Genomic DNA, 20,287 nt, shown 5'->3' with positions numbered 1-20,287 from the left:
TTTTTCGGCGTAGCACCGGCTTTCGTGACGAGACGTGAAGTTGCCTATCAGCGTAAATTTGCGGAGGATGTTTATCCCGGCGTAACCGTACACTTCGCTGAAAAAGCAGTGCTGCCGAATGTAATTCATCGGGTGGTCAGATCATTCGAGACCAACGAGGAACATCCTCTATAGTCAATTCATATGTCGAAGTGAACGCGATATGTACCGCAGTCTCGCCGGCTGTTGCTTAGTCCCTAACCAATCTGCCGAACAGCCCCCGACCACCGCGTGCCATGGTGTATCGGCTCAACTTGCCTTAAACAGTAAGACCAGCAAGACTCATGAGGACGCGAAAAAGACCGGCGACAACTCCGAGTGCTGCCACGCTTGCGGCCCAGATCAGCACCAGCCATCCCACTCGTCGAAGCCAGCTGTGCTCGGGTGCCGGAGAGCGTTCCGACGACATCAGTGATAGCCTTCGCCTGGCTTTACCTTTCCTCGGAAGACGTAATACGACCACGCCGTGTAGGCTAGGATGCATGGTATCACGAGGAGCGCGCCGACAAGGGTGAACCCCATGCTCTCCGCTGGACCTGCCGCTTCCCAAATGGATATCGCAGGGGGCACTATATTTGGCCAAAGGCTTATAGCGAGCCCGCTGTAGCCTAAAAAGAGTAAGAACAATGTGAACAAAAACGGCCCGACGTGGGGCTCACCCCTAAGCAGACGAAGGATGGCCCAGGTTGTAGCCAACACAAGCGCTGGCACCGGGGCAAAAAACAAAATATTCGGTAAGGCGAACCAGCGGTTTGCCACATCTGGATGTACCAGCGGTGTCCACACACTGACGATGATGATGATTGCAAGCACTGCCAAGGTGGCTGGTCGCGCAAGCTTGATCATACGCCGCTGCAACTCGCCTTCGGTTTTCATGATCAGCCAAGTGCAACCAAGCAGCGCATAAGCCACAACCAACGCTACCCCCGTGAAGAGACTGAACGGGGTAAGCCAATCGAGAACACCGCCGCTGAATGCCGCATCCTTGACCTCAAAGCCATTAATAAAGCCTCCAAGCGCAAGCCCCTGCGAACAAGTTGCAATGTACGATCCCCAGGCAAAGGCCTTGTCCCAAAACGGCTTGTGACTGTCATTCGCTTTAAAGCGAAATTCGAATGCCACACCTCTCCAGATGAGGCCTCCGAGCATCAAGAAGAGAGGAAAATACAAAGCGCTGAGGATGATCGAATAGGCCAGGGGAAAGGCCGCCAACAATGCCGCGCCGCCAAGGACGAGCCACGTTTCATTGCCGTCCCATACTGGGGCGACGGTGTTGACCATCGTATCGCGATCATCGCGGTCTGGCACGAACGGAAAGAGGATTCCGATGCCGAGATCGAAACCATCCATGATGACATACATCATCAACCCAAACGCGATGATGATTGCCCAAATCAGCGGAAGGTCTATCCCCATGCTATCCGTCCTCGCTTCCCGGTCGGTCAATTGCTGGATCCACGTCGTCAGGCGCTGCCGACAGTGGCCTGGCCGGCCGCTTGGTTTGGTGCGAACCTTGCCGTTCAGAATCAAGAATGTCTGCTGGCCCTGCGGCCACCAGCCTCAGCATGTAACTCACCCCGGTGCCGAAAACCGCGATGTAGATCACGATGAAAACCAGAAGCGTTGTCGACAGCGCCAGAGCCGAATGGTTTGACACGGCATCTTTAGTTCGCATGACACCATAGACCACCCAAGGTTGCCTGCCGATCTCGGTGGTAAACCATCCAGCGAGTATGGCGATCAGTCCGGAGGGCCCCATCGCAACGGCAAAGCGCAAGAATAGCTTCGATTGGTACAAGGTTCGGCGATACCGTAACAGCAAGCTCCATACACCCAACAAGAGCATGAGGACTCCCAAACCCACCATGATGCGAAATGTCCAGAAAACCACCGTTGAATTTGGACGATCCTCGGGAGCAAACTCCTTAAGCCCGGGAAATTGGCCATTCCACTCATGAGTAAGAATGAGGCTGCTGAGATGAGGAATTTCCACGGCGAATTTCGTCTTTTCAGCTGCCATGTCGGGCCATCCGAACAGTATAAGCGGCACGCTTTGTCCCGGCTTGTTTTCCCAGTGGCCTTCCATTGCTGCAATCTTGGCGGGTTGATATTTGAGGGTGTTGAGCCCATGCGCGTCGCCGAGTGCGATTTGCAATGGAGTGACGAGAACCAGCATCCACATGGCCATCGACAGCATGATGCGTATCGGACGAATATCGTTGCCCCGTAGCAGATGCCACGCACCGGATGCGCCGACAAAAAGGGCGGTAGCAAGGAATGCCGCCACGGTCATATGCGCCAATCTGTAGGGAAAGGAGGGATTGAAAATGACCTGCAGCCAGTCCACCGGCACAACCCGGCCATTGATAATTTCAGATCCTTGCGGTGTCTGCATCCAGCTGTTCGATGCGAGGATCCAAGTTGCAGACACGAGTGTTCCGATTGCCACCATGATGGTAGCGAACCAATGTAGGCCTGGACCTACCTTGTTCCATCCGAACAGCATGACACCGAGAAAACCCGCCTCGAGGAAGAATGCGGTTAGCACCTCATAGGTGAGCAACGGGCCAGTGATGCTTCCTGCAAATGCAGAAAAATAGCTCCAATTCGTGCCGAACTGGTAGGCCATGACAATGCCGGATACCACGCCCATGGCAAAATTAACCGCGAAAATTTTCGACCAGAAATGGTACAGGTCGCGATGGACAACATCCTGCTTCCACAACCACAGACCTTCAAGAACGGCGAGGTAGCTCGCAAGACCGATCGTGATTGCAGGAAAAATAATGTGAAAGGAAATCGTAAAACCAAACTGAATTCGGGCCAGCTCTAGCGCAGAGAATCCGAGCATGGAATTCGTCCCTGTGTTTGTATCAATCCGTCCCGACCGCGAATGCCAGCGGCTAAGGCGATGCAGCCGTTTACAAACCGTCCCACAGTGTATTGCTGGAAGCTACTATCGCTGTGGGAATTTGGCCATCAATAAATTGGCGATGACAAGCAGGTGCGATCGCAACGATCGGCGGCCGCACAAGCGGCGCAGCGCGATGACGAACAAATACTCATCGACAACCAATAGATCGTATTCAATATGAGCAACAGCGTCTGCTGGTGCAAGAAGCCTATTTTTTGGGACTTTTTTGGTCGCCCGACCAAATGAGCGCACGGGCGGTTGCTCGGCTCCAAGCCGTGGGCGTAGTTGGCTCGCCTAATCCATCAATCGCGGACATCAAAAATTTTGGGTGATCAGATCACTGAACGTTTGCCGCCTTTTCGTTTAAGTCAGTTACGACGTTTGGCGACAATCCAAAAAAAACCGTCCGATCTTCCAGCTCGGGGAACCAACGCGGCAGCCGTTTGTTAGCAGCACAAGACCGCCCATTGGAACATGCCGTTGCGATTGCACGCCACTTTCCGGACCGGGCGGCCATGGGAGTGAAATCAAACCGGAGACTGCAAAATGTCCAACTACAACGAAGACTCAAGCGCGGGTCATGACCCAACCGCTTCCAATACATTGACGGCGTTTTACGAAGATCGCGAAATGGCGGAGCGAGCCGTATTGCGGTTGGTGGATGCCGGAATCGACCACGATCAAGTTCGTCTCGTCGAGGGTGGCGATACCTTGGATTCGAATGCAACGTCCGATGAGCGCCGTGTGGGCTTTTGGGAATCAATCGGCGATTTCTTATTTCCCGCCGAGGATAGGGACGCATATTTCGAAGGCGTTCGCCGCGGCGGGTTCCTGGTGACAGTCACGGAGGTGAGCGGCGAACTGGCGGACAAAGCTCTCGACATTCTCGATGACGAGGGCAGCGTCGACATCGACGAAAGAGCGCAGTCGTGGCGTTCGGAAGGCTGGTCGCCAACAGCGTCGGAGGACTTGCCCCCGTCGCAGTACGACCGAACCGGCGATCCGCAGGTTTCGCCCGTGGAGGGTGTCGCGAGTTCGTCAGGTGACGAAGCAGCGGAAGACACCGACCGACCGATGTCTGCTACCGAGGATGAAGAAGTGCAACGTGTAGCCACGCGCGATATGAACGTCGGACGCAAACGAGCTCGATCCTACACAATGAAGCGCAGTTGAAGCAGCGTCTCAACAGCGCAAAAGCCTGCTTCACATCGTCCAAATGCCGATGCGGCGCAGGGCATTTGTGAGACGGAGAGGTGGAGAGAGCTCGACGATTTTTTTGCAGGTGATCCACGGAAGCTTGAGGGGGATGGAGAAAGTTATGGGTCGGCGCATGCCTTAAGCTCAAAAATCTGCCTCCTCACATCCTAAGTAGAATGTTCGCTATAATCATCGCTATGGCTACTCCGCTTATGAAGATGCAGACCTTGATCCAGAATGGCGTTTTATATTTGCGCCGGTCGATCTTGTCGTTCATCGCAGCAACTCCGATTGGATGCGATTGCCTGAGGGTATCCTTTCTCGATTAGGTGAGGCGCGACGCCGATACCGAGCCCCCTGTCAGAGAATTCGGCGACCTCCGACAATCAACAAACTGCGTTTGGTTAAAAATGTTCCTAAAGAAAAGCGAGACCCGCCACGGGTGCAGTTAGGAGAAAGTCCCGCAATAAACACTACGCAAGCGACGCAAGAGGCGAGGCTGCTCGGCCGACCGTCAGGATCGTCGTCAAAATCAAGTTGCAGGGTGTCAACCTTTCCGAACGATCTGACCATCGCGCATTTCGAATACGCCGTTGCCGCCGCCTTGCGCGTAAAAATCTTGCTCCAACTCGCCCCACGCACCCATGTATTCTCCGCAAGAACTACAAACGATTGGCGTGCTCAGCTCTATATCTTGCGTGAAAGTGAGGTAGATTGTCTTGCACTTCGGGCAATCCAATTTGCTATCGAGGCGTTGATTAATGTCGTGACGCATTAAGGGGCCTTGCCGAGCTTCGCAGCGACGGGGAAACACATACCCTTGTCGGTGGCCTGTATCCACCGATAACAGGTTGTGCTTCGCGACTTTGAGCCAAAACGGGCCCATTGGACCGCGAGATAGCGCGCCAATCGGGTGGCGTCTTTAGCGGTATTGAACTGATCGGATCGCAAGCAGGAACAAGCTTTCCATTGTCCGCTCGGCTGGTCGGCCTCATCATGGGCCAGATGGAACGCCGCTCGACACTATATCCAAATCGTCCGGGCTAAATTATTGTGCGGTATCGCACACTTAGCCCTGTTTAAGGAACCTAGTTGGTAGCCAGCGGTTCGAAGGACAAACCTACCATTAGGAGTCCTGATGAACATACGCGACAACTCCACCATATTTCAGCACAACGTCGACGAGCACGGCCCACTTATATGTTTTTCTCACCTCAGATGGGATTTTGTCTATCAGCGCCCCCAGCATCTCATGGAGCGGTTTGCAACCAATAGGCGAGTATTCTTCTTTGAAGAAATGATTCGTACCGATCACCACGCGGCCTACCTCGAATTCCACGCGTTTAAGGGGTCCGGTGTCAAATGCATCCGTCCCCGCATTCCCCATACATTTTCCGATACCCGCACCCGGGATGCGTTGGAGGAACTGCTGCGTCAGTTGATTGACTTGAGTGGGGGCCGAAATCCAACCTTCTGGTTTTACACGCCGATGATGTACGATTTCGCAAGGGGGATCGACGCTGAACTCGTGATTTATGACTGCATGGACGAATTGGCGAATTTTCTAGGCGCGCCGGCGCGTCTTGAGTCATTGGAAACTGAATTAATAAGAAGGGCAGATGTCGTATTCACAGGTGGGTACAGTTTGTTCGAAGCAAAGCGGCTCCTTCACGATAACATCCATCCTTTTCCTTCGGGCGTTGACATCGAGCACTTTCGCATTGCCCGCAGCGGACTTTCTGAACCTGTTGGCGCGACACCCATCGGCCGTCCTACGTTGGGCTACTATGGAGTTATCGACGAACGCCTGGATTTGGCGTTGATCGCGGCGACGGCGGCGGCTCGACCGGAATGGTCTATTGCATTGATTGGGCCAGTTGTGAAAATCTCCCTAAGTGATCTGCCGCGTGCCCCCAATATCCACTACGTCGGCCAGGTCCCCTATGCGGACCTTCCCGCCCATCTCGCCGGGTGGGACGTGGCGATTATGCCTTTTGCATTGAACGACGCGACGCGTTTTATAAGTCCAACGAAAACGCCTGAGTACCTTGCCTCGGGGCGACCCGTAGTTTCGACGCCAATTAAGGACGTGGTTCGTCATTATGGCGGAGTCAAAGGGGTATTCATCGCCGGCGATAGCCAGGAATTTATCGAGCTCTGTGAGAGGGCGCTTTCACTCAAAAAATCGGATGGTTCTTGGTTGGCAGGCGTTGATGAAATCCTCGCGTCCTGTACTTGGGATGAAACCTTCAACCGTATGAACGGCCATCTCGACGCTGCCATGGTTCGCAGAGCGCAATCTGTTCAAGATCATTCCCATTCGCCGCTCTGTCGGCGCAGGCGTCCCGGGGGGAGATACGATTATCTCATCGTCGGCGCTGGCTTTGCCGGCTCAGTGCTGGCGGAGCGACTGGCCTCCGATGGTGGTAAACGCGTGCTCCTGTGCGATCGTCGCCCCCAGGTAGGTGGCAATGCTTACGATTTCCACGATGCTAGTGGCATCCTTGTCCACAAATACGGTCCGCACATCTTTCATACTAACAGCGACGCAATTTTTTCTTATCTATCCAGATTCACCGCTTGGCGGGCTTACGAACACCGCGTCCTTGCTGATGTGGCAGGAGCGCTGCTTCCGATCCCAATCAATCGCACAACGCTCAACGGACTTTATGGGCTCGACCTTCGAAATGACGTACAAGCCGCGGCTTTTCTGACCGGTTGTGCGGAAAACTTAGAGGCGATCGTTTCTTCAAAAGATGTGGTTGTCGCGGCCGTCGGTCGTGATCTTTACCGCACTTTTTTCGAGGGATACACACGCAAGCAATGGGGCCTCGACCCCTCCGAGCTCGATAAGTCCGTCACTGCGCGGATTCCCACTCGCACAAACACGGACGATCGCTATTTTCAGGACAATATCCAGGCCATGCCCCTAAATGGCTATTCTCACATGTTTGAGAATATGCTTGACCATGACAATATACATATCCTGCTGGAAGCAGATTTTTCTGATGTGCGCAAGGACTATGAGGCAGCTCATACGATTTTTACCGGGCCAATCGATGAATATTACGGTTATAGGTTTGGAGCGCTGCCCTATCGAAGCTTGCAGTTTAAACATGAAACGCACGATAGACGACGCGTCCAACCTGTGGGCGTGATAAACTATCCATCAGAAGAAATTCCCTATACCCGCATTACAGAGTATAAACACCTCACCGGGCAGGTTCACCCGAAAACCAGCGTGAGCTATGAATTTGCTTGCGCAGAGGGAGACCCGTACTATCCGATCCCACGTCCGGAAAATCAGGCTCTTTTCAAGCGGTACGAGCAACTTGCCAAGGCAAGTCGTAATGTCACTTTCGTCGGCCGTTTGGGCACATATAAATACTACAATATGGATCAGGTTGTCGGCCAGGCCTTGGCTGCCTATAGGCGCTTGCGTACCTTGACGCGTGGTGAAAAGCTGGCTTCGCGCTCATGAGCAAGCATCTCAAACGTATTCTCCAGGCGCTGAGTAGCTCACATTGTCGCTTGGGAGAGGGGATTGTTTCTTGCAAATACCTGAGCCTCATACAGCAGCGGACGTGATGTCGGCCGCAGGTCTATTTCAGTCTTTTTTTCAAGGCGGGTTTGAATGCTCCACGCATCAATTGGCCTCTGGACGCCGCCTCGACATAATCGCCTCAACGAAACACGATATTTCTACAGCAGCCGATTATTCGCAATTGAGCGAGCATTCCATATCGACGGTTCGCGATGGTATTCGCTGGCATTTGATCGACCGTGGTACCGGGAACTACCACTGGGATAGTTTCGTCCCGATGTTGCAAGCCGCCGGAGAGACTGGAACCCAGGTCATTTGGGACTTGTTGCACTATGGGTGGCCTTGTGGCCTCGACATCTGGACACCGGAATTCGTTACCCGGTTTGCCTCTTTCGCCGCTGCGGTTGCCAGAACAGTCAAAGAGCAAAGTGACGACATTCCATTTTACGCTCCGATAAACGAAATTTCTTTCATGGCGTGGGGCGGCGGCGACGTTGGCTATTTAAATCCTTTTGCCCACGGGCGGAGTTTTGAATTGAAGGTCCAACTGGTGCGATCGTCGATTGCAGCCATGCATGCCATTCTCGACGTTGATCCCCGCGCCCGTTTTGTCCATTGCGATCCGATCATCAACGTTGTAGCGGACCCCGCTCGGCCATGGGAACGTGATGCTGCCGAAGGCCGCCGTCGGGCACAGTTCGAAGCCTGGGACATGATATGTGGGACCTCTTGGCCCCAACTTGGCGGACAGCAAAACCTTCTCGACATCATTGGGGTGAATTACTATCGCCACAATCAGTGGGTTTTCGAAGGCGATCCTCTCACCTCGGATGACCCACGATACAGACCCTTGAGCTCAATGTTGATGGATACATTCACTCGGTACGGAAAGACGATGTTTATCGCAGAAACCGGGATCGAGGACGAAGCGCGTCCGGCGTGGTTGCGTTATGTCTGCTCAGAAGCCCGCATTGCTATGTCCGCTGGTGTACCTCTCGAAGGTATTTGCCTTTATCCTATCCTTGAACACCTTGGCTGGGATGATAATCGCCTGTGCCGAAACGGTCTTCTGTCAGCAGTTCCGGATGAAGGTCGCCGCGGGGAGCATGTTCCCCTCGCGGAAGAGTTGAGACGTCAAAAGCATCTGTTCGGCCATTATTAGCGACATTGGCGGCGATTGCGATGGTCGCGATGAACGTTATCCCGTTTTGATCGCCCGAACCAATATTGTGGTGGGCGGGAACAAAAAGAAAATGGCGTAGTTCGCAGGCCAGCGGGTCCGATCTATCAACAGAAGCGTCCACCGGTGGACCTGTTATCACCGCTCGCTCAAGAGGAGACATCATTATGGCCGAGAAAACCCTGGCAACATTATTCCATGAAACCCTTAAAGACGTATACTACGCCGAACGCAAAATTCTGAAGGCTCTTCCCAAGATGGCCCGGGGCGCGACCTCACCGGAACTGAAGGCCGCTTTTGAAAAGCACCGCGATGAGACCGAGGTCCACGTGGAGCGTCTTCAACAGGTTTTTGACATTCTGGGCAAGCCAGCGCGTGGCAAGACCTGCGACGCCATCGAGGGCATCCTTGCCGAAGGCGATGAGATCCTTGAGGATTTCAAAGGGCAGGCAGCCTTGGATGCGGGCCTTGCCTCAGCTGCGCAGGCCGTCGAACATTATGAGATGGCCCGCTATGGCACCCTGGCACGCTGGGCAGGCGAACTCGGATTGAAGGATGCGCAAAAGCTTCTTGTCACCACCTTGCAGGAAGAGACAAAAACGGACGAGGCTTTGACCGCCTTGGCCGAAGGCTCGCTCAATTCGGCCGCTATGGCGGCGTGATCGAAAAGGAGCGCCGCAAATGGCGCTCTCCGTTCTTTTCCTCGAAAACCCGGGACACACGTGACCGAGGGACTGAGGTTCGGACCAATCGATAAACTGGCGAGCCATATCTGTGTCGATATGCAGGGCTTGTTCCGGGGAGACAGCCCGTGGGCAATGCCGTGGTTCGACAAGGTGCTGCCAAACATTTCACTTGCTCCTCGAGCGCGATCCTTGTGCAACCATCTTCACGCGATACTTGCCCGCGAGGAATCTTAGCGAAGCTGGTGGAGCGTGGTTGCGCTACTATCAAAAATGGGAGGGGCTCATGCTCGATCGCGTCGACCCGTCAAAGGTCGACATCGTCCCCGAGCGAAAGCGATATGCGCCACCGGCCGCGGTCGTGGATAAGTCGGTGTCCTTTCCCTGGTTTGGAAGCACCCTACCGACGCTTTTAATAACCCGGGCCACGCACACGGTTCTCGTAACAGGCGGCGAAACCGACGTTTGTGTGCTTTCAACCGTGCTGGGAGCAGTTGACTTTGGCTTTAGGGTGATCGTCGTTTATGACGCAGTGTGCAGCTCGTCCGATGCGGCTCATGACGCGATGCAGCTTTTCTACAGTCAGCGGTTATCCCAGCAGGTCGCGACTGCTTCGACGGAAGAAATCTTGGACAGTTGGGTCGTACAGCGATAGGCAAGGAGCCTTTCCCTCTTTGGAGGGCAGCCGCGACATCATACGATTTTCACAGCAACGCACACGATCTGGCCCGCGTGGCCAAGGATCGCTGAAAAACATTTGATACCGTCAATGATGCTTTGCAGCAATGATTTCGCGGGACGCTTGTCCCGTGAGCGCGGACGCGATATTTTGCGCCAACCGCAGATGACTCAGCACTATTGGCAAGGTTGCTGCCGAATATTGTTGCAATTGCGCGTCCTCGCCGGACCCGATCTCCCATGCCAGCAATTGCGCGGTTTTTTGATGAACGATGATCTGGGAACGGATGTAGGCAACGTCAAATGCTTGTCCCTCGGCCGCGTCCAGCTTCTGCCTTAGTGCCTTATGATCGGCGTCCAACGTGTCGGGCAAGGGTATCTTGGCCGCATCGGCCAACGCCTTCAATTTGGCGTTGGCATCGGAATGATCATGAACCATAGCCTGAGCGAATTCCCTAACGCTGGCATCGGCTGCTTTTGTTGCGGCAAGCTTTCCGAAATCGACTTCGGCCAGTCCACCCGCCGCCGCAAGCTGAGCGAAAAGCCGATCCTGATTGTTCGTTTGATGAGCTGCGGGTACACCCGGTTCCTGGATCCGTGTGTCCGGTGCAAACCCCGCGGGATTGCCCGTCTGGGCGACTGCCGGCGTGGTAATGATCGTCATGAGAACAATCGTCAGAAAATCGCGCATATCACGTCTCCTTATATTATCGGCAGCAATCAGAGCGTCAGCATATAAGCCACCAGTGAATCCTTCTCGTCCTGGGTCAGCTTCACACCGAGGACAAGATTGAAGTATTCCACCGTGTCGGCCAAGGTGAGCAGGCGTCCATCGTGCAGATAGGGCGGCGAATCCTTGATGCCACGTAAGGTAAATGTCTTGATCGGACCGTCCGGAATGGCGACCTGATCATTGGCGGTGTAACCGATGTTATAAAACCGCTCGAGCTTAAGATCATGCATATTGTTGTCAAGGAATGAGGTTTGCGGCAGGTGGCATTCGCCGCAGCGGCCCTTGCCCATAAAGACCCGCTCGCCCGCCAATTCCTGCTCGCTCGCTTTCGCGGGGTCGAGTTTACCCATCGGATCGAGTTTGGGCGCGGGTGGAAAATCAATGATATTCTGCATTTGTGCCATCATGGCAACTTGATTGGGTCTGTCGGGCAGGTTGACCCCTTTGCGGGTGGCGCTGACATGGTCGCCATTAAAATAAGCCGTACGCTGTTCGAATTCGGTGAAATCCTCGATTGAACGCAGCGAGCGTTTCGATCCATGGATTTGTTGGTTGAACATGCCGCGCAGGCTGGTGCTGTCGAGGCGGAAACGTGAGGCTTGCGGCCGGACATCCGGTGTGAGGTGGAAGGCTCCGTTGGTGTGAAAATTGGAGTGACAGTCGAGGCAGGCAACGCCCATGCTCTGCTGCGCGACCTTGCGATCTTCTGTCTGGTTGAATTCCTCTTGGGGAAATGGTGTCAGGAGAAGTCTTAGCCCCTCCATCTGGACCGGCGTAATGAGGCCGTTCATATATTCGTAGAAATTTTTGATCGTCAGAAGTTCTCCCCGCGACACGTCGCCCAGTTCAGGATGAGTGGTCAAAAAAATCGGAGGAGGAAATTCCGGTGTCAAATGATCGGGAAGATCAAAATCGACATCAAAGCGTTTGAGGTCGCGGCTTTCCTGTTTGCCGATCTCGTCAATTTCCTTTTGCGGGAAGACCTGTCCCCCAGTTGCCTGCTTCACATGTGGCAGGGGCCTGAAGCCCTCGGGAAGCAGATTTTTATCGCGGATCTCGTCCGGACTCAATTTTGCCAAAGCATCCCAAGTCATCCCGTCAGAAAGCTTGACCCGCACACCGTCCTGCACTTTTTTGAGGCCACCGGACATGCTGATGTCGGGCATGGGTTTATTCACGAGGTCATACCGCTTGTTGAGCAGGCTTTGCTGGCGTTGCATGACTTTTGGTTTCTGCGCCTCGTCATTGGCCCTGACACTTGAAAGAGGCTGCGTCGGGAGCGGACGGTAGGTCAAATCCGGGGGCAGGGGATCCGAAAACGCAGCAAGGCTTGTCGCGCTCGCACTCATAACACAGGCAAGAGCAAGCAATTTTAATGGTGACATGGCCAATCTCCGGAACGCTCGTGAACAACGCACCAAACTTGCAAGGACAGGATTGGTTCCCCAGTTGCGGCACTTGCCGCTGGAGGTGGGAAAACCTCTTCTGCAGCTAAGATTGCTTTCTGCCGCCGTTGTATCTTCCACGGAACAAAGTGAGGCGCGGGTGGTTGGAGTGGCGACCCACAAGGAGGAAAGGATGGCACAGGGCAGCGACGATATTGGTCAACAAAGTGGATAATTTGTCTTGGCAAATCCCAGTAGCTGTCAGCACATCGGATGGCGTTGGCCGCAGCATCGAGGGCCCTCTGGAAGCCTTGTTCTGGATGCTCAACCACTGGCCCGACAACGGTGGGCCGGAATTGCAGGATGCCATGGCAATTTGTTATGCGTCACTTGAACTGCCTTCAATGATCGAACATTCGCGCGCCGCATTTTGTGCCGCTGCTCAGGAGGCAATGATACTGCTGAACTAGATGACATCCGTCCGCGAGCTGAACGATGCAGCTCGGTCCCGTGCCAGGTTCATTTTTACCTGCATTTAAGGGCCCCTAGAGCTCATCACTTGAAAATCACGTTGAATCAGGACGAGACCGGGAACATCTTCGGCGGCGGCAAGTTAGGGTTGCACTTTTGACAAGGAGCATCCTCATGCAGATCAGAACTGTCGAAGACTTCTTCTATGATAATCTGAAAGACATTTACTACGGTGAGAACAAGATCGTTGCCGCTTTGCCAAAAATGACGGCGGTTGCGAAGGCGGCAAGTCTAAAGGGCGCTTTCGAAAAACATCTCGAACAGACCAAGATACATATTCAACGTTTGGAACAAGTGTTCGATGCCTTGGGGAAACCGGCAAGGGGCAAGACGTGCCCCGCCATCGATGCCATCATCGAGGAGGGCGAACAGATCACTGCGGAATATGCGGATAGTCCGGCACTTGACCTTGGTCTGATTGCCGCTGCCCAGGCCGTTGAGCATTACGAGATCGTCAAATACAGAGCACTCAAGAAGCTGGCAACGACCCTGGAGCTAACTGACGCCGTCGATTTGCTCGATGCCACCTTGCAGGAAGAAATGCAGACAGATGCTGACCTCGACGGCATCTCCGATGCTGCTGGAGGGGGTAAGAACAAGAAGAGATAACCCACTTGGATCACCCGTATATGCACTCTTCCTAAGAGGACTAGACCCATGTCTGGAACACCAAGAAAACTTGCTGATGAAGCAACAATGCACGATCAGAAATTGCGTCGCGGCAATGGTGGCGAACTGCATCAGGTCGCTGAAGGCACCACCCCGACGTTGACCACCGCCCAAGGCGGGCCCGTTGCCGATGATCAAAACTCCTTGAAGATCGGCGAAAGGGGGCCCACGGTTCTTGAAGATTTCCATTTCCGCGAGAAGATATTCCACTTCGACCACGAAAGAATTCCGGAACGGGTTGTGCATGCCCGCGGATACGGGGCCCACGGCTTTTTTGAGACGTACGAATCCCTCGCCAAATATACGAGGGCAGATCTGTTTCAAAAAGCTGGTCAGCGAACCCCGGCATTTGTGCGTTTTTCAACAGTTGCCGGAAACAAAGGATCGTTCGATCTGGCACGCGACGTCAGAGGATTTGCCGTCAAGTTCTACACTCAGGAGGGTAACTGGGACCTCGTCGGCAATAATATCCCGGTGTTTTTCATTCAGGACGCCATAAAGTTTCCAGACATAATCCATGCTGTCAAACAGGAGCCTGACCGGGCTTTTCCGCAGGCCCAATCGGCGCATGACAACTTTTGGGACTTCATCAGCCTGACCCCGGAAAGCATGCACATGATCATGTGGATCATGTCGGACCGGGCTATCCCGCGCTCATTTCGCTTCATGGAAGGTTTCGGCGTTCACACGTTTCGCTTCGTCAATGATCAGGATCAATCCACTTTTGTAAAATTCCACTGGAAGCCCAAACTCGGACTCCAATCAGTCGCATGGAACGAAGCGGTCAAGATCAATGGCGCTGACCCGGATTTCCATCGCCGCGACCTGTGGGAATCGATCAAATCCGGCGCATTTCCCGAATGGGAGTTGCAAGTCCAATTGTTCGATCAAGAATTTGCCGACAATTTCGATTTCGACATCCTGGACGCAACAAAGATCATCCCCGAAGAAACCTTGCCGCCGATCGCAGTCGGACGGCTTGTCCTGGACCGCATGCCCGATAATTTCTTCGCCGAGACGGAACAGGTCGCGTTTATGACACAGAACGTGCCACCGGGCATCGACTTTTCTAACGATCCACTACTTCAGGGCCGCAATTTCTCGTATCTCGACACGCAGCTGAAACGCCTCGGAGGGCCGAATTTCACCCATATACCCATCAACGCCCCCAAATGCCCGTTCGCCAATTTCCAGCAAGATGGACATATGGCCATGCGCAACCCTATCGGCCGGGTGAACTACCAGCCGAACTCTTGGGGAGAAGGACCGAGGGAATCGCCGGATAAGGGCTTCCGGGCATTTGCCGATGCAGAATCTGGTCAAAAAGTTCGGCTGCGGGCTGAATCCTTTGCAGATCATTACAGTCAGGCCCGCCAGTTTTACATCTCCCAGACGTTGCCGGAACAAAAGCATATCGCCGCAGCACTGACGTTCGAGCTCAGTAAAGTCAAAACGCCGGTTATTCGCGAACGCGTCGTTTCGCACCTTTTGAACATTGACGATACCTTGGCGGCGAAAGTTGCGCGAGGTCTGGGCCTGAAAGTCTTGCCGTCGCCGGCTGACGCCGCTGTTCCTACAAGGCAGGACCTTCCTCCATCACCCGCACTCAGCATAATCAAGAAAGGTCCGCAGCGCTTTGAGGGCAGGAAGCTCGGCATTTTGTTGACGGATGGGTTTGATGCCAAACTGGTCATGGCACTTCAAAAGGCCTTGCTCGCAGAAAAAGCGATTTTCGAGATTATCACCCCGACAGTCGGCGGTGCTCAAGCTTCAGACGGCTCGTTCATCGAAGGTCACCAGATGATCGATGGTGGTCCTTCTGTGCTTTATGATGCAGTTGCCGTTCTACCCTCGGAAAGCGGCATGATAGACCTGCTGAAAGAGTCGACGGCGCGGGATTTTGTGGCGGACGCTTTTGCGCACTGCAAGTTCATTGGATACACCGCCGCTGCCCTGCCGTTATTGGAAAAGGCCGGCATTTCCAAAGGTCTCGATGAGGGCGTCATCCTGCTTGCCGCGCCAAAGGATGCTGCCTCGTTTATCGAGCTTCTCGGAAATTTGCGAATTTGGTCGCGTGAACCGAACGTCAAAATGAAATGAGGAAAAGGACCCCGTCTATCGGGCCCTTCTTCTTGATCAACATGAAGTCGAATGGTCCCACGACTGCAGCGATATGGCGGCTGAGAAATCAGCCGCCATATTTTTATCAGGCACCGGTTTCGTCATGGCTGGCGTCAAGTCCTTTAGAGTCGAGCGAACTCGCCCTAAGGCGGCCGGCGCTTAGGAGTTCCGGTCGTCGGCATTCCCCTGCAGAAGTGCTTCTTTGTAGTGCAAGTGCGGGCCGCAGTGCGGAACCGCAGTAACTTGGCAAACCGCAGTGCGGTGGTGCAGGTGCGAAGGTGTGTCTATAGACACCCGCAGCAACAGCAGTAGCCCCGGATAGAATGAACGATTTTTTCCTAGGCCGATCTCAGGCCTTGTCCGGATTTCTCCGCGTTCGATAGTTTGCTAAAATCTCCCTGCCAGCGGAGGGTAGTTCCATGAGCGACGACGAAGGGAAGCAAGATGAGGAGAACAAGGCGGCTGAACCACAAAGACCTACGGGCAAGCGCTCCAAGGGGCTGGTGGCGTCATCTAAAGAGGACCGTGGCCCATGGCTCGGTCTGGCGCAACTTACGCGGAACTAGGGGAATTTCCTCACTGCTGATCGACTAGCGGTATCGAACCGACCTGCGGGTCCGACTAGTGGATTTTCATCCACTGCTCTCGCTTGATCAGCATCTGGTCATATACGGAGGCCCAACCCTCCAACGTAGCTTGGATTATATAAAGAGAGAAGCAAGGGACCTCCACCAGAAGTTCCCGCACCGCTCTGTCGTGGAAATCGAAGAGCGGATTAAGGACGCGTGGCGCAACTATGGAATGGTCTGGAAAACCAGCGGCCTAAAGGATCGCGATTAGATGCAGTCCATTACGACAAGTGAGTGAACTCGACCCCTGTCTGTCCGATTTCCAAATGCAGAAGATACCGATTAATGATCGTTTCTCAACGTCCGGAGGGAGAATTCCACACAGGATAGGTTAAGGATAGCAGTCCGCTCGACAACGCCATATATTATGCACAGAAAATGTGTGAACAGATATGGCAAGGGGACAATATGGCCGGGGCCGTGAAAATTCCAATGCAGAACGAGTCCTTGGTTCTGTCATATATGGATCGGACTGGAAGAATTACGATCAGCCGACTGGCGGACGGATTCGGCATGTCCAAGACCCAACTTGCCGAGACGGCGGAGACCCTGTATCGGGCCGGGCGCAGCGGTGCCCCGAAGACGCAGGGGCGCCTGCGTGAAATGCTGGAAATCATTAGTCGAGTGAGCGAATGGGCCGGCGGCAAGGAGCAGGCCATGGCGTGATGGCGCTGCGATAAGGGGAGCGCGTTTCAATCCTAAAGGCGTGCCTGCGCTCTATCTGGGCCTCAGTATCATGACGGCAGTCAAGGAGGCCAATCAGGGCTTTGCACACCGGATAGATCCGTGCGTGCTGTGCTTTTACGAAGTAGACTGCGAGAATGTGGCGGACCTGACGACGGAGCAGGGAAGGGCAGAGCATTCGGTCGACTTTGATGAGATAGATTGGATGGGCGATAGCCCTTGCCAACGGCGACCGTCCCGCATCGTGGTCCGTATATGATCGGCTCAGCGCTCACGGGATGGCCGGCATACTCGTGCCGGGTTTCGCGCCCGGTGCTGAAAGGGATGATATGAATTTGGTGCTTTGGCAGTGGGGAGCTGATCTGCCGCACAGGGTCACCGTGTTCGATCCGAGCGGCCGACTGCCGAAGGATCAACTATCCTGGCGCTGAATTTCTAGCAGGGCATTCCGGCGTGGCATGCGGCTGTTAGGGATGTTTGATACTGTAGTCGTGTCCGCGTTCGGGTTTATTATATTAAACGCCCATTCTCGACTGGGATATTGGACGGCGGATCAATCGACAATGCTGCAATGCGATAGAAGCCTTTGAACTTTTGTGCGGCGCGATTGTTTTAATTTTTTCAGATGAAAAAGCGAGCGACACACCGCAACGGCCCCCCAAAAATAATGTTCAAAAGCATGCCAGTATTACGTTCATGAACATCTCGGTTAACCACCAGCAACGCCACCTGTAATCATCGCTGCAATCAACCGTTTCCGCCATTTTTCATGGCAATCTCTGCGCGGGCCCACTACCAGCCTTCTTATCGTTCAGGAGTTCTATCAGCGCTTTCGCGTTTTTGATCGAATGTCCGTCACGATCATTGTTGAAATATACCCAAACCTTTTTGGCGCGGCACTGCCGAATTCGCCTGGCCCAAATCATGAGTTCGTTGTCGCTGTAGTCATGACGGTACCAATTCTTGGTTCCGTGGAACCGGACGTAGATGTCGTCGGCGGTTTTGACCAGTTCATCAGGAAGTCGCGGTCCGCTGCAGGAACAGAAGATCGCTCCGGAAGCGCGAAAAGCCCTATAGACATCCTTGTTCCACCAACTTTTGTGACGAAATTCAACGACGTTGCGGTGACGTGGATCCAGTTGCTGCAAGATAGTTTTAAGAAGCGTTGGGTCGTATCGAATACTTGGAGGTAGCTGAAACAGAAAACAGCCCATTCGTTCCCCAAGTAAGTCTGCGATATAGCCGAAATCACGTATCAAGGTTTCGGTATCGTCAAAACGCTTAATATGAGTGATCAGTTCGCATACTTTGATCGTGTAGATGAAGTTGGCGTCCGCCTGGCGCAGCCAGGTCTTGACCGTCGCAATCGTGGGCCAGGCATAAAAAGGTGCATTGAGTTCCACAGTTTTGAAATTCTGCTGGTAAATCGAGAACCATTGATTGGAGGGGACATCAACTGGATAAAATCTGTCTTTCCAATGCCAATAATACCAGCCGGAGCATCCGACGCGGATGCCGTCCGCAGAATGGCTGGCCGGAGCCGCAAGTCTCGGCACCTGTCCCGCCGAAATACGAACCTTATGCATCTTTGCCGCGCGTTGTAGATTTGCCAGCCGTTGCCTTTGCCGGCGCTCGGCCCGGCGCTCGCGTCTTTGTTGGATCTCTTCGGGGGAACGGTCTTTCACAGCAGTCCAACCCATCGCTCGGTCTGTCAACTAAGCGCCGGCTATGCAGATAGGTGTCGTAGCGACTGGCATCGGCTATTCCTTCGCCGTTCCTGGCGCTGCTGTTTTGGCATGCTGCCCGGCAAGCATTCCCGACGGCGTGATGTTCGCAATTGCCGACTGGAGTTTGTTCTTCCAGCCACTGACGACGTCGCCCTCGTTGTCCATCATGGCATCGAATCCGGCCCGTGCCACATCTGCAGGATCATCCTTCTTGGACTGACCTATTGCCGTGTCGAGCATATGCGCGCGCTCGAAGAAGCGGGTTTCCGTCGCACCCGGCATCAAGCAGCTTACCGTTACACCTGTGTCCTCAAGTTCTTCACACAGTGCGAAGGAAAAACTGTTGAGAAAGGCTTTGGTACCGTTATAAACCGCCTGATAAATGGGAAAATCCGGCTGCTGGGCATCCGCCACCAGCATCGGCATGCGCGTGCGCTCGAACGCGCTTGCGGCGAGCTCCTTCCGGTCCAGGTATCCTCTTTGTGAGGATGCAGCTGGACAATCACCGTGTAGTTTCGCTGATCGGCGGTTGGTATCGGACACTGCACGGAACCCCTACTATTAAAGCCAGAGCCAGAACGTTTTCCAATCCAGAATGGTTTCAGACGGCATGCATTTTTGCTGAAGACCCGTCGCTGAATTTTGCCGCCGGCGCTTTGGCTATTCCATGGCCCGTACCGCGATGATTTGTTGCGCATGGGGAACGATTCGGCGGCCTCGAAGTTGGTGGTGGAATTCTCTTGGGTCCGTTCTGATGACAGACGATGATGATGAGTTGAACAAAATGAAGCGGCTCCATAATGTTAAGGAACAGGTGAGTATGCGCGAGTTTAGAGAAGCGCTACGATCGCGATACAAGCTTCCGATCGCATCGGATCGCATGTTCGAAGATCTATTGAGAAAATTGGACGGGGCGGATAGGCACAGGGATCAGGAACGTCGCTTTTGTCGACGATCACAGTCTGCTTGGAAGTATCACACGACTGGCTCACACTTAAGCTAAGAGAACGAAGCTCTGCCGGCGAAATCGAAATTTTCGCCACCATCGCGCCTGCTTTCACGGCGAAACATTTGCTTTTTTGCGGATGTCGATAATTTTACGAGTGAAATTGCCCTAACTGCGCCGCAGCAGGAGAACACGGTTTCAGGTATTCAGCGAAAGATTATGCCGAGCAAAGGGAAGTATCGGACATTATCATTGGTTGATGCTCCGCGTTATAGTTTCCCTTCCTTATTGCACCGTGCCTGCCGGATTTTTTGTCTGGCTATCGCCGCCAGTCCCTGTTTGGGGCGTGGGATCCTTATCTAGTGGAGGATTCGCATTCGGCAGGTCTGGGGAAGGACTTGTAACATCGTTAGGCTGGGCATTTTGACTACCCGGGTTATTTTCGTGATTTGTTTGTGAGGCACTATCATCGGTGCTCTCACCATAAATTTCGGCAACGCCCCAGGCTATCGCGGCTAAAAATAGACCACCGATCAACACCATCAGTATCGGTTTGCCGAGAAGACCCTGACGCGCCTCGTTGGCTGTTTCCCGGACCGGATGTTGTGAATTTTTGTTCATCGCGTT

General features: G+C 53.8%; 15 protein-coding genes and 3 pseudogenes. 10 read left to right on the top strand and 8 right to left on the bottom strand.

Annotation, left to right across the window (positions count from 1 at the left end):
• Nucleotides 1–298: 298 nt before the first annotated feature.
• From N8E88_RS09195 to N8E88_RS09185, 3 genes are read right to left on the bottom strand one after another with little or no spacing between them, the layout of a single operon-like run.
• Entirely contained in the window at nt 299–448 is a 150-nt protein-coding gene (locus N8E88_RS09195; RefSeq protein ID WP_262292248.1) for a DUF2474 domain-containing protein, read from the bottom strand.
• The gene (cydB, locus tag N8E88_RS09190; protein ID WP_262292247.1) at nt 448–1,455 is read right to left on the bottom strand and encodes a cytochrome d ubiquinol oxidase subunit II; all 1,008 of its coding nucleotides are present in this window, start codon (nt 1,453–1,455) and stop codon (nt 448–450) included. The genes N8E88_RS09195 and cydB overlap by 1 nt, the downstream gene beginning before the upstream one ends.
• Nucleotide 1,456: 1 nt before the next feature.
• Nucleotides 1,457–2,890, bottom strand: a complete 1,434-nt coding sequence (locus N8E88_RS09185) for a cytochrome ubiquinol oxidase subunit I (RefSeq protein ID WP_262292246.1) — start codon at nt 2,888–2,890, stop codon at nt 1,457–1,459.
• Between the two features lie 609 nt (nt 2,891–3,499).
• Here N8E88_RS09185 and N8E88_RS09180 point away from each other — a divergent pair.
• The 5 genes from N8E88_RS09180 to N8E88_RS09160 all read left to right on the top strand — a co-directional run bounded on the left by N8E88_RS09180 (nt 3,500) and on the right by N8E88_RS09160 (nt 10,212).
• A complete protein-coding gene (locus N8E88_RS09180) occupies nt 3,500–4,126 on the top strand; it encodes a hypothetical protein (RefSeq protein ID WP_262292245.1) in 627 nt (208 codons plus the stop codon).
• Nucleotides 4,127–5,288: 1,162 nt separating this feature from the next.
• Nucleotides 5,289–7,631 (top strand): UDP-galactopyranose mutase, encoded by a 2,343-nt coding sequence (glf, locus tag N8E88_RS09175; protein WP_410010578.1) that lies wholly within the window; start codon nt 5,289–5,291, stop codon nt 7,629–7,631.
• A 244-nt stretch (nt 7,632–7,875) separates the two neighbouring features.
• Nucleotides 7,876–8,856 carry a glycoside hydrolase family 1 protein gene (locus N8E88_RS09170; protein ID WP_410010577.1) on the top strand — a complete coding sequence of 327 codons (981 nt, stop codon included), beginning with the start codon at nt 7,876–7,878 and terminating at the stop codon, nt 8,854–8,856.
• A gap of 185 nt (nt 8,857–9,041) precedes the next feature.
• Nucleotides 9,042–9,536, top strand: a complete 495-nt coding sequence (locus tag N8E88_RS09165; protein ID WP_262292244.1) for a YciE/YciF ferroxidase family protein — start codon at nt 9,042–9,044, stop codon at nt 9,534–9,536.
• Nucleotides 9,537–9,648: 112 nt separating this feature from the next.
• Nucleotides 9,649–10,212: a cysteine hydrolase family protein gene (locus tag N8E88_RS09160; RefSeq protein WP_262292243.1), complete on the top strand. Its 564-nt coding sequence runs from the start codon at nt 9,649–9,651 to the stop codon at nt 10,210–10,212.
• Between the two features lie 111 nt (nt 10,213–10,323).
• Here the strand turns inward: N8E88_RS09160 and N8E88_RS09155 are convergent, their stop codons facing one another.
• Nucleotides 10,324–10,926, bottom strand: a complete 603-nt coding sequence (locus tag N8E88_RS09155; RefSeq protein WP_262292242.1) for a DUF4142 domain-containing protein — start codon at nt 10,924–10,926, stop codon at nt 10,324–10,326.
• A 29-nt stretch (nt 10,927–10,955) separates the two neighbouring features.
• Entirely contained in the window at nt 10,956–12,317 is a 1,362-nt protein-coding gene (locus N8E88_RS09150) for a cytochrome B6 (protein WP_262292392.1), read from the bottom strand.
• 263 nt (nt 12,318–12,580) lie between these two features.
• Here N8E88_RS09150 and N8E88_RS09145 point away from each other — a divergent pair, with 263 nt between their 5' ends.
• The 5 genes and pseudogenes from N8E88_RS09145 to N8E88_RS09125 form a co-directional block, all read left to right on the top strand.
• The gene (locus N8E88_RS09145) at nt 12,581–12,823 is read left to right on the top strand and encodes a DUF982 domain-containing protein (RefSeq protein WP_262292241.1); all 243 of its coding nucleotides are present in this window, start codon (nt 12,581–12,583) and stop codon (nt 12,821–12,823) included.
• Nucleotides 12,824–12,998: 175 nt separating this feature from the next.
• Entirely contained in the window at nt 12,999–13,493 is a 495-nt protein-coding gene (locus tag N8E88_RS09140) for a YciE/YciF ferroxidase family protein (protein ID WP_262292240.1), read from the top strand.
• A 48-nt stretch (nt 13,494–13,541) separates the two neighbouring features.
• Nucleotides 13,542–15,653 (top strand): catalase, encoded by a 2,112-nt coding sequence (locus N8E88_RS09135; protein ID WP_262292239.1) that lies wholly within the window; start codon nt 13,542–13,544, stop codon nt 15,651–15,653.
• Between the two features lie 1,058 nt (nt 15,654–16,711).
• Nucleotides 16,712–16,966: pseudogene (locus N8E88_RS09130) on the top strand (XRE family transcriptional regulator); the annotation flags it as partial.
• 1 nt (nt 16,967) lies between these two features.
• Nucleotides 16,968–17,418, top strand: a pseudogene (locus tag N8E88_RS09125) (RES family NAD+ phosphorylase); the annotation flags it as partial.
• A gap of 336 nt (nt 17,419–17,754) precedes the next feature.
• On the opposite strand, the gene N8E88_RS09120 reads toward N8E88_RS09125, so the two are convergent.
• The 3 genes and pseudogenes from N8E88_RS09120 to N8E88_RS09105 form a co-directional block, all read right to left on the bottom strand.
• Entirely contained in the window at nt 17,755–18,672 is a 918-nt protein-coding gene (locus tag N8E88_RS09120; protein WP_262292238.1) for a DUF72 domain-containing protein, read from the bottom strand.
• 75 nt (nt 18,673–18,747) lie between these two features.
• Nucleotides 18,748–19,095 (bottom strand): annotated as a pseudogene (locus N8E88_RS09115) (SDR family NAD(P)-dependent oxidoreductase); the annotation flags it as partial.
• An 850-nt stretch (nt 19,096–19,945) separates the two neighbouring features.
• Nucleotides 19,946–20,281: a hypothetical protein gene (locus tag N8E88_RS09105; RefSeq protein WP_262292237.1), complete on the bottom strand. Its 336-nt coding sequence runs from the start codon at nt 20,279–20,281 to the stop codon at nt 19,946–19,948.
• Nucleotides 20,282–20,287 lie beyond the last annotated feature (6 nt).

The sequence above is a fragment of the Phyllobacterium zundukense genome, assembly GCF_025452195.1.
Taxonomy (GTDB): Bacteria; Pseudomonadota; Alphaproteobacteria; order Rhizobiales; family Rhizobiaceae; genus Phyllobacterium; species Phyllobacterium zundukense_A.
The sequence above is the reverse complement of the archived record's forward strand: the minus strand, read 5'-3'. Positions and strand labels throughout refer to the sequence as shown.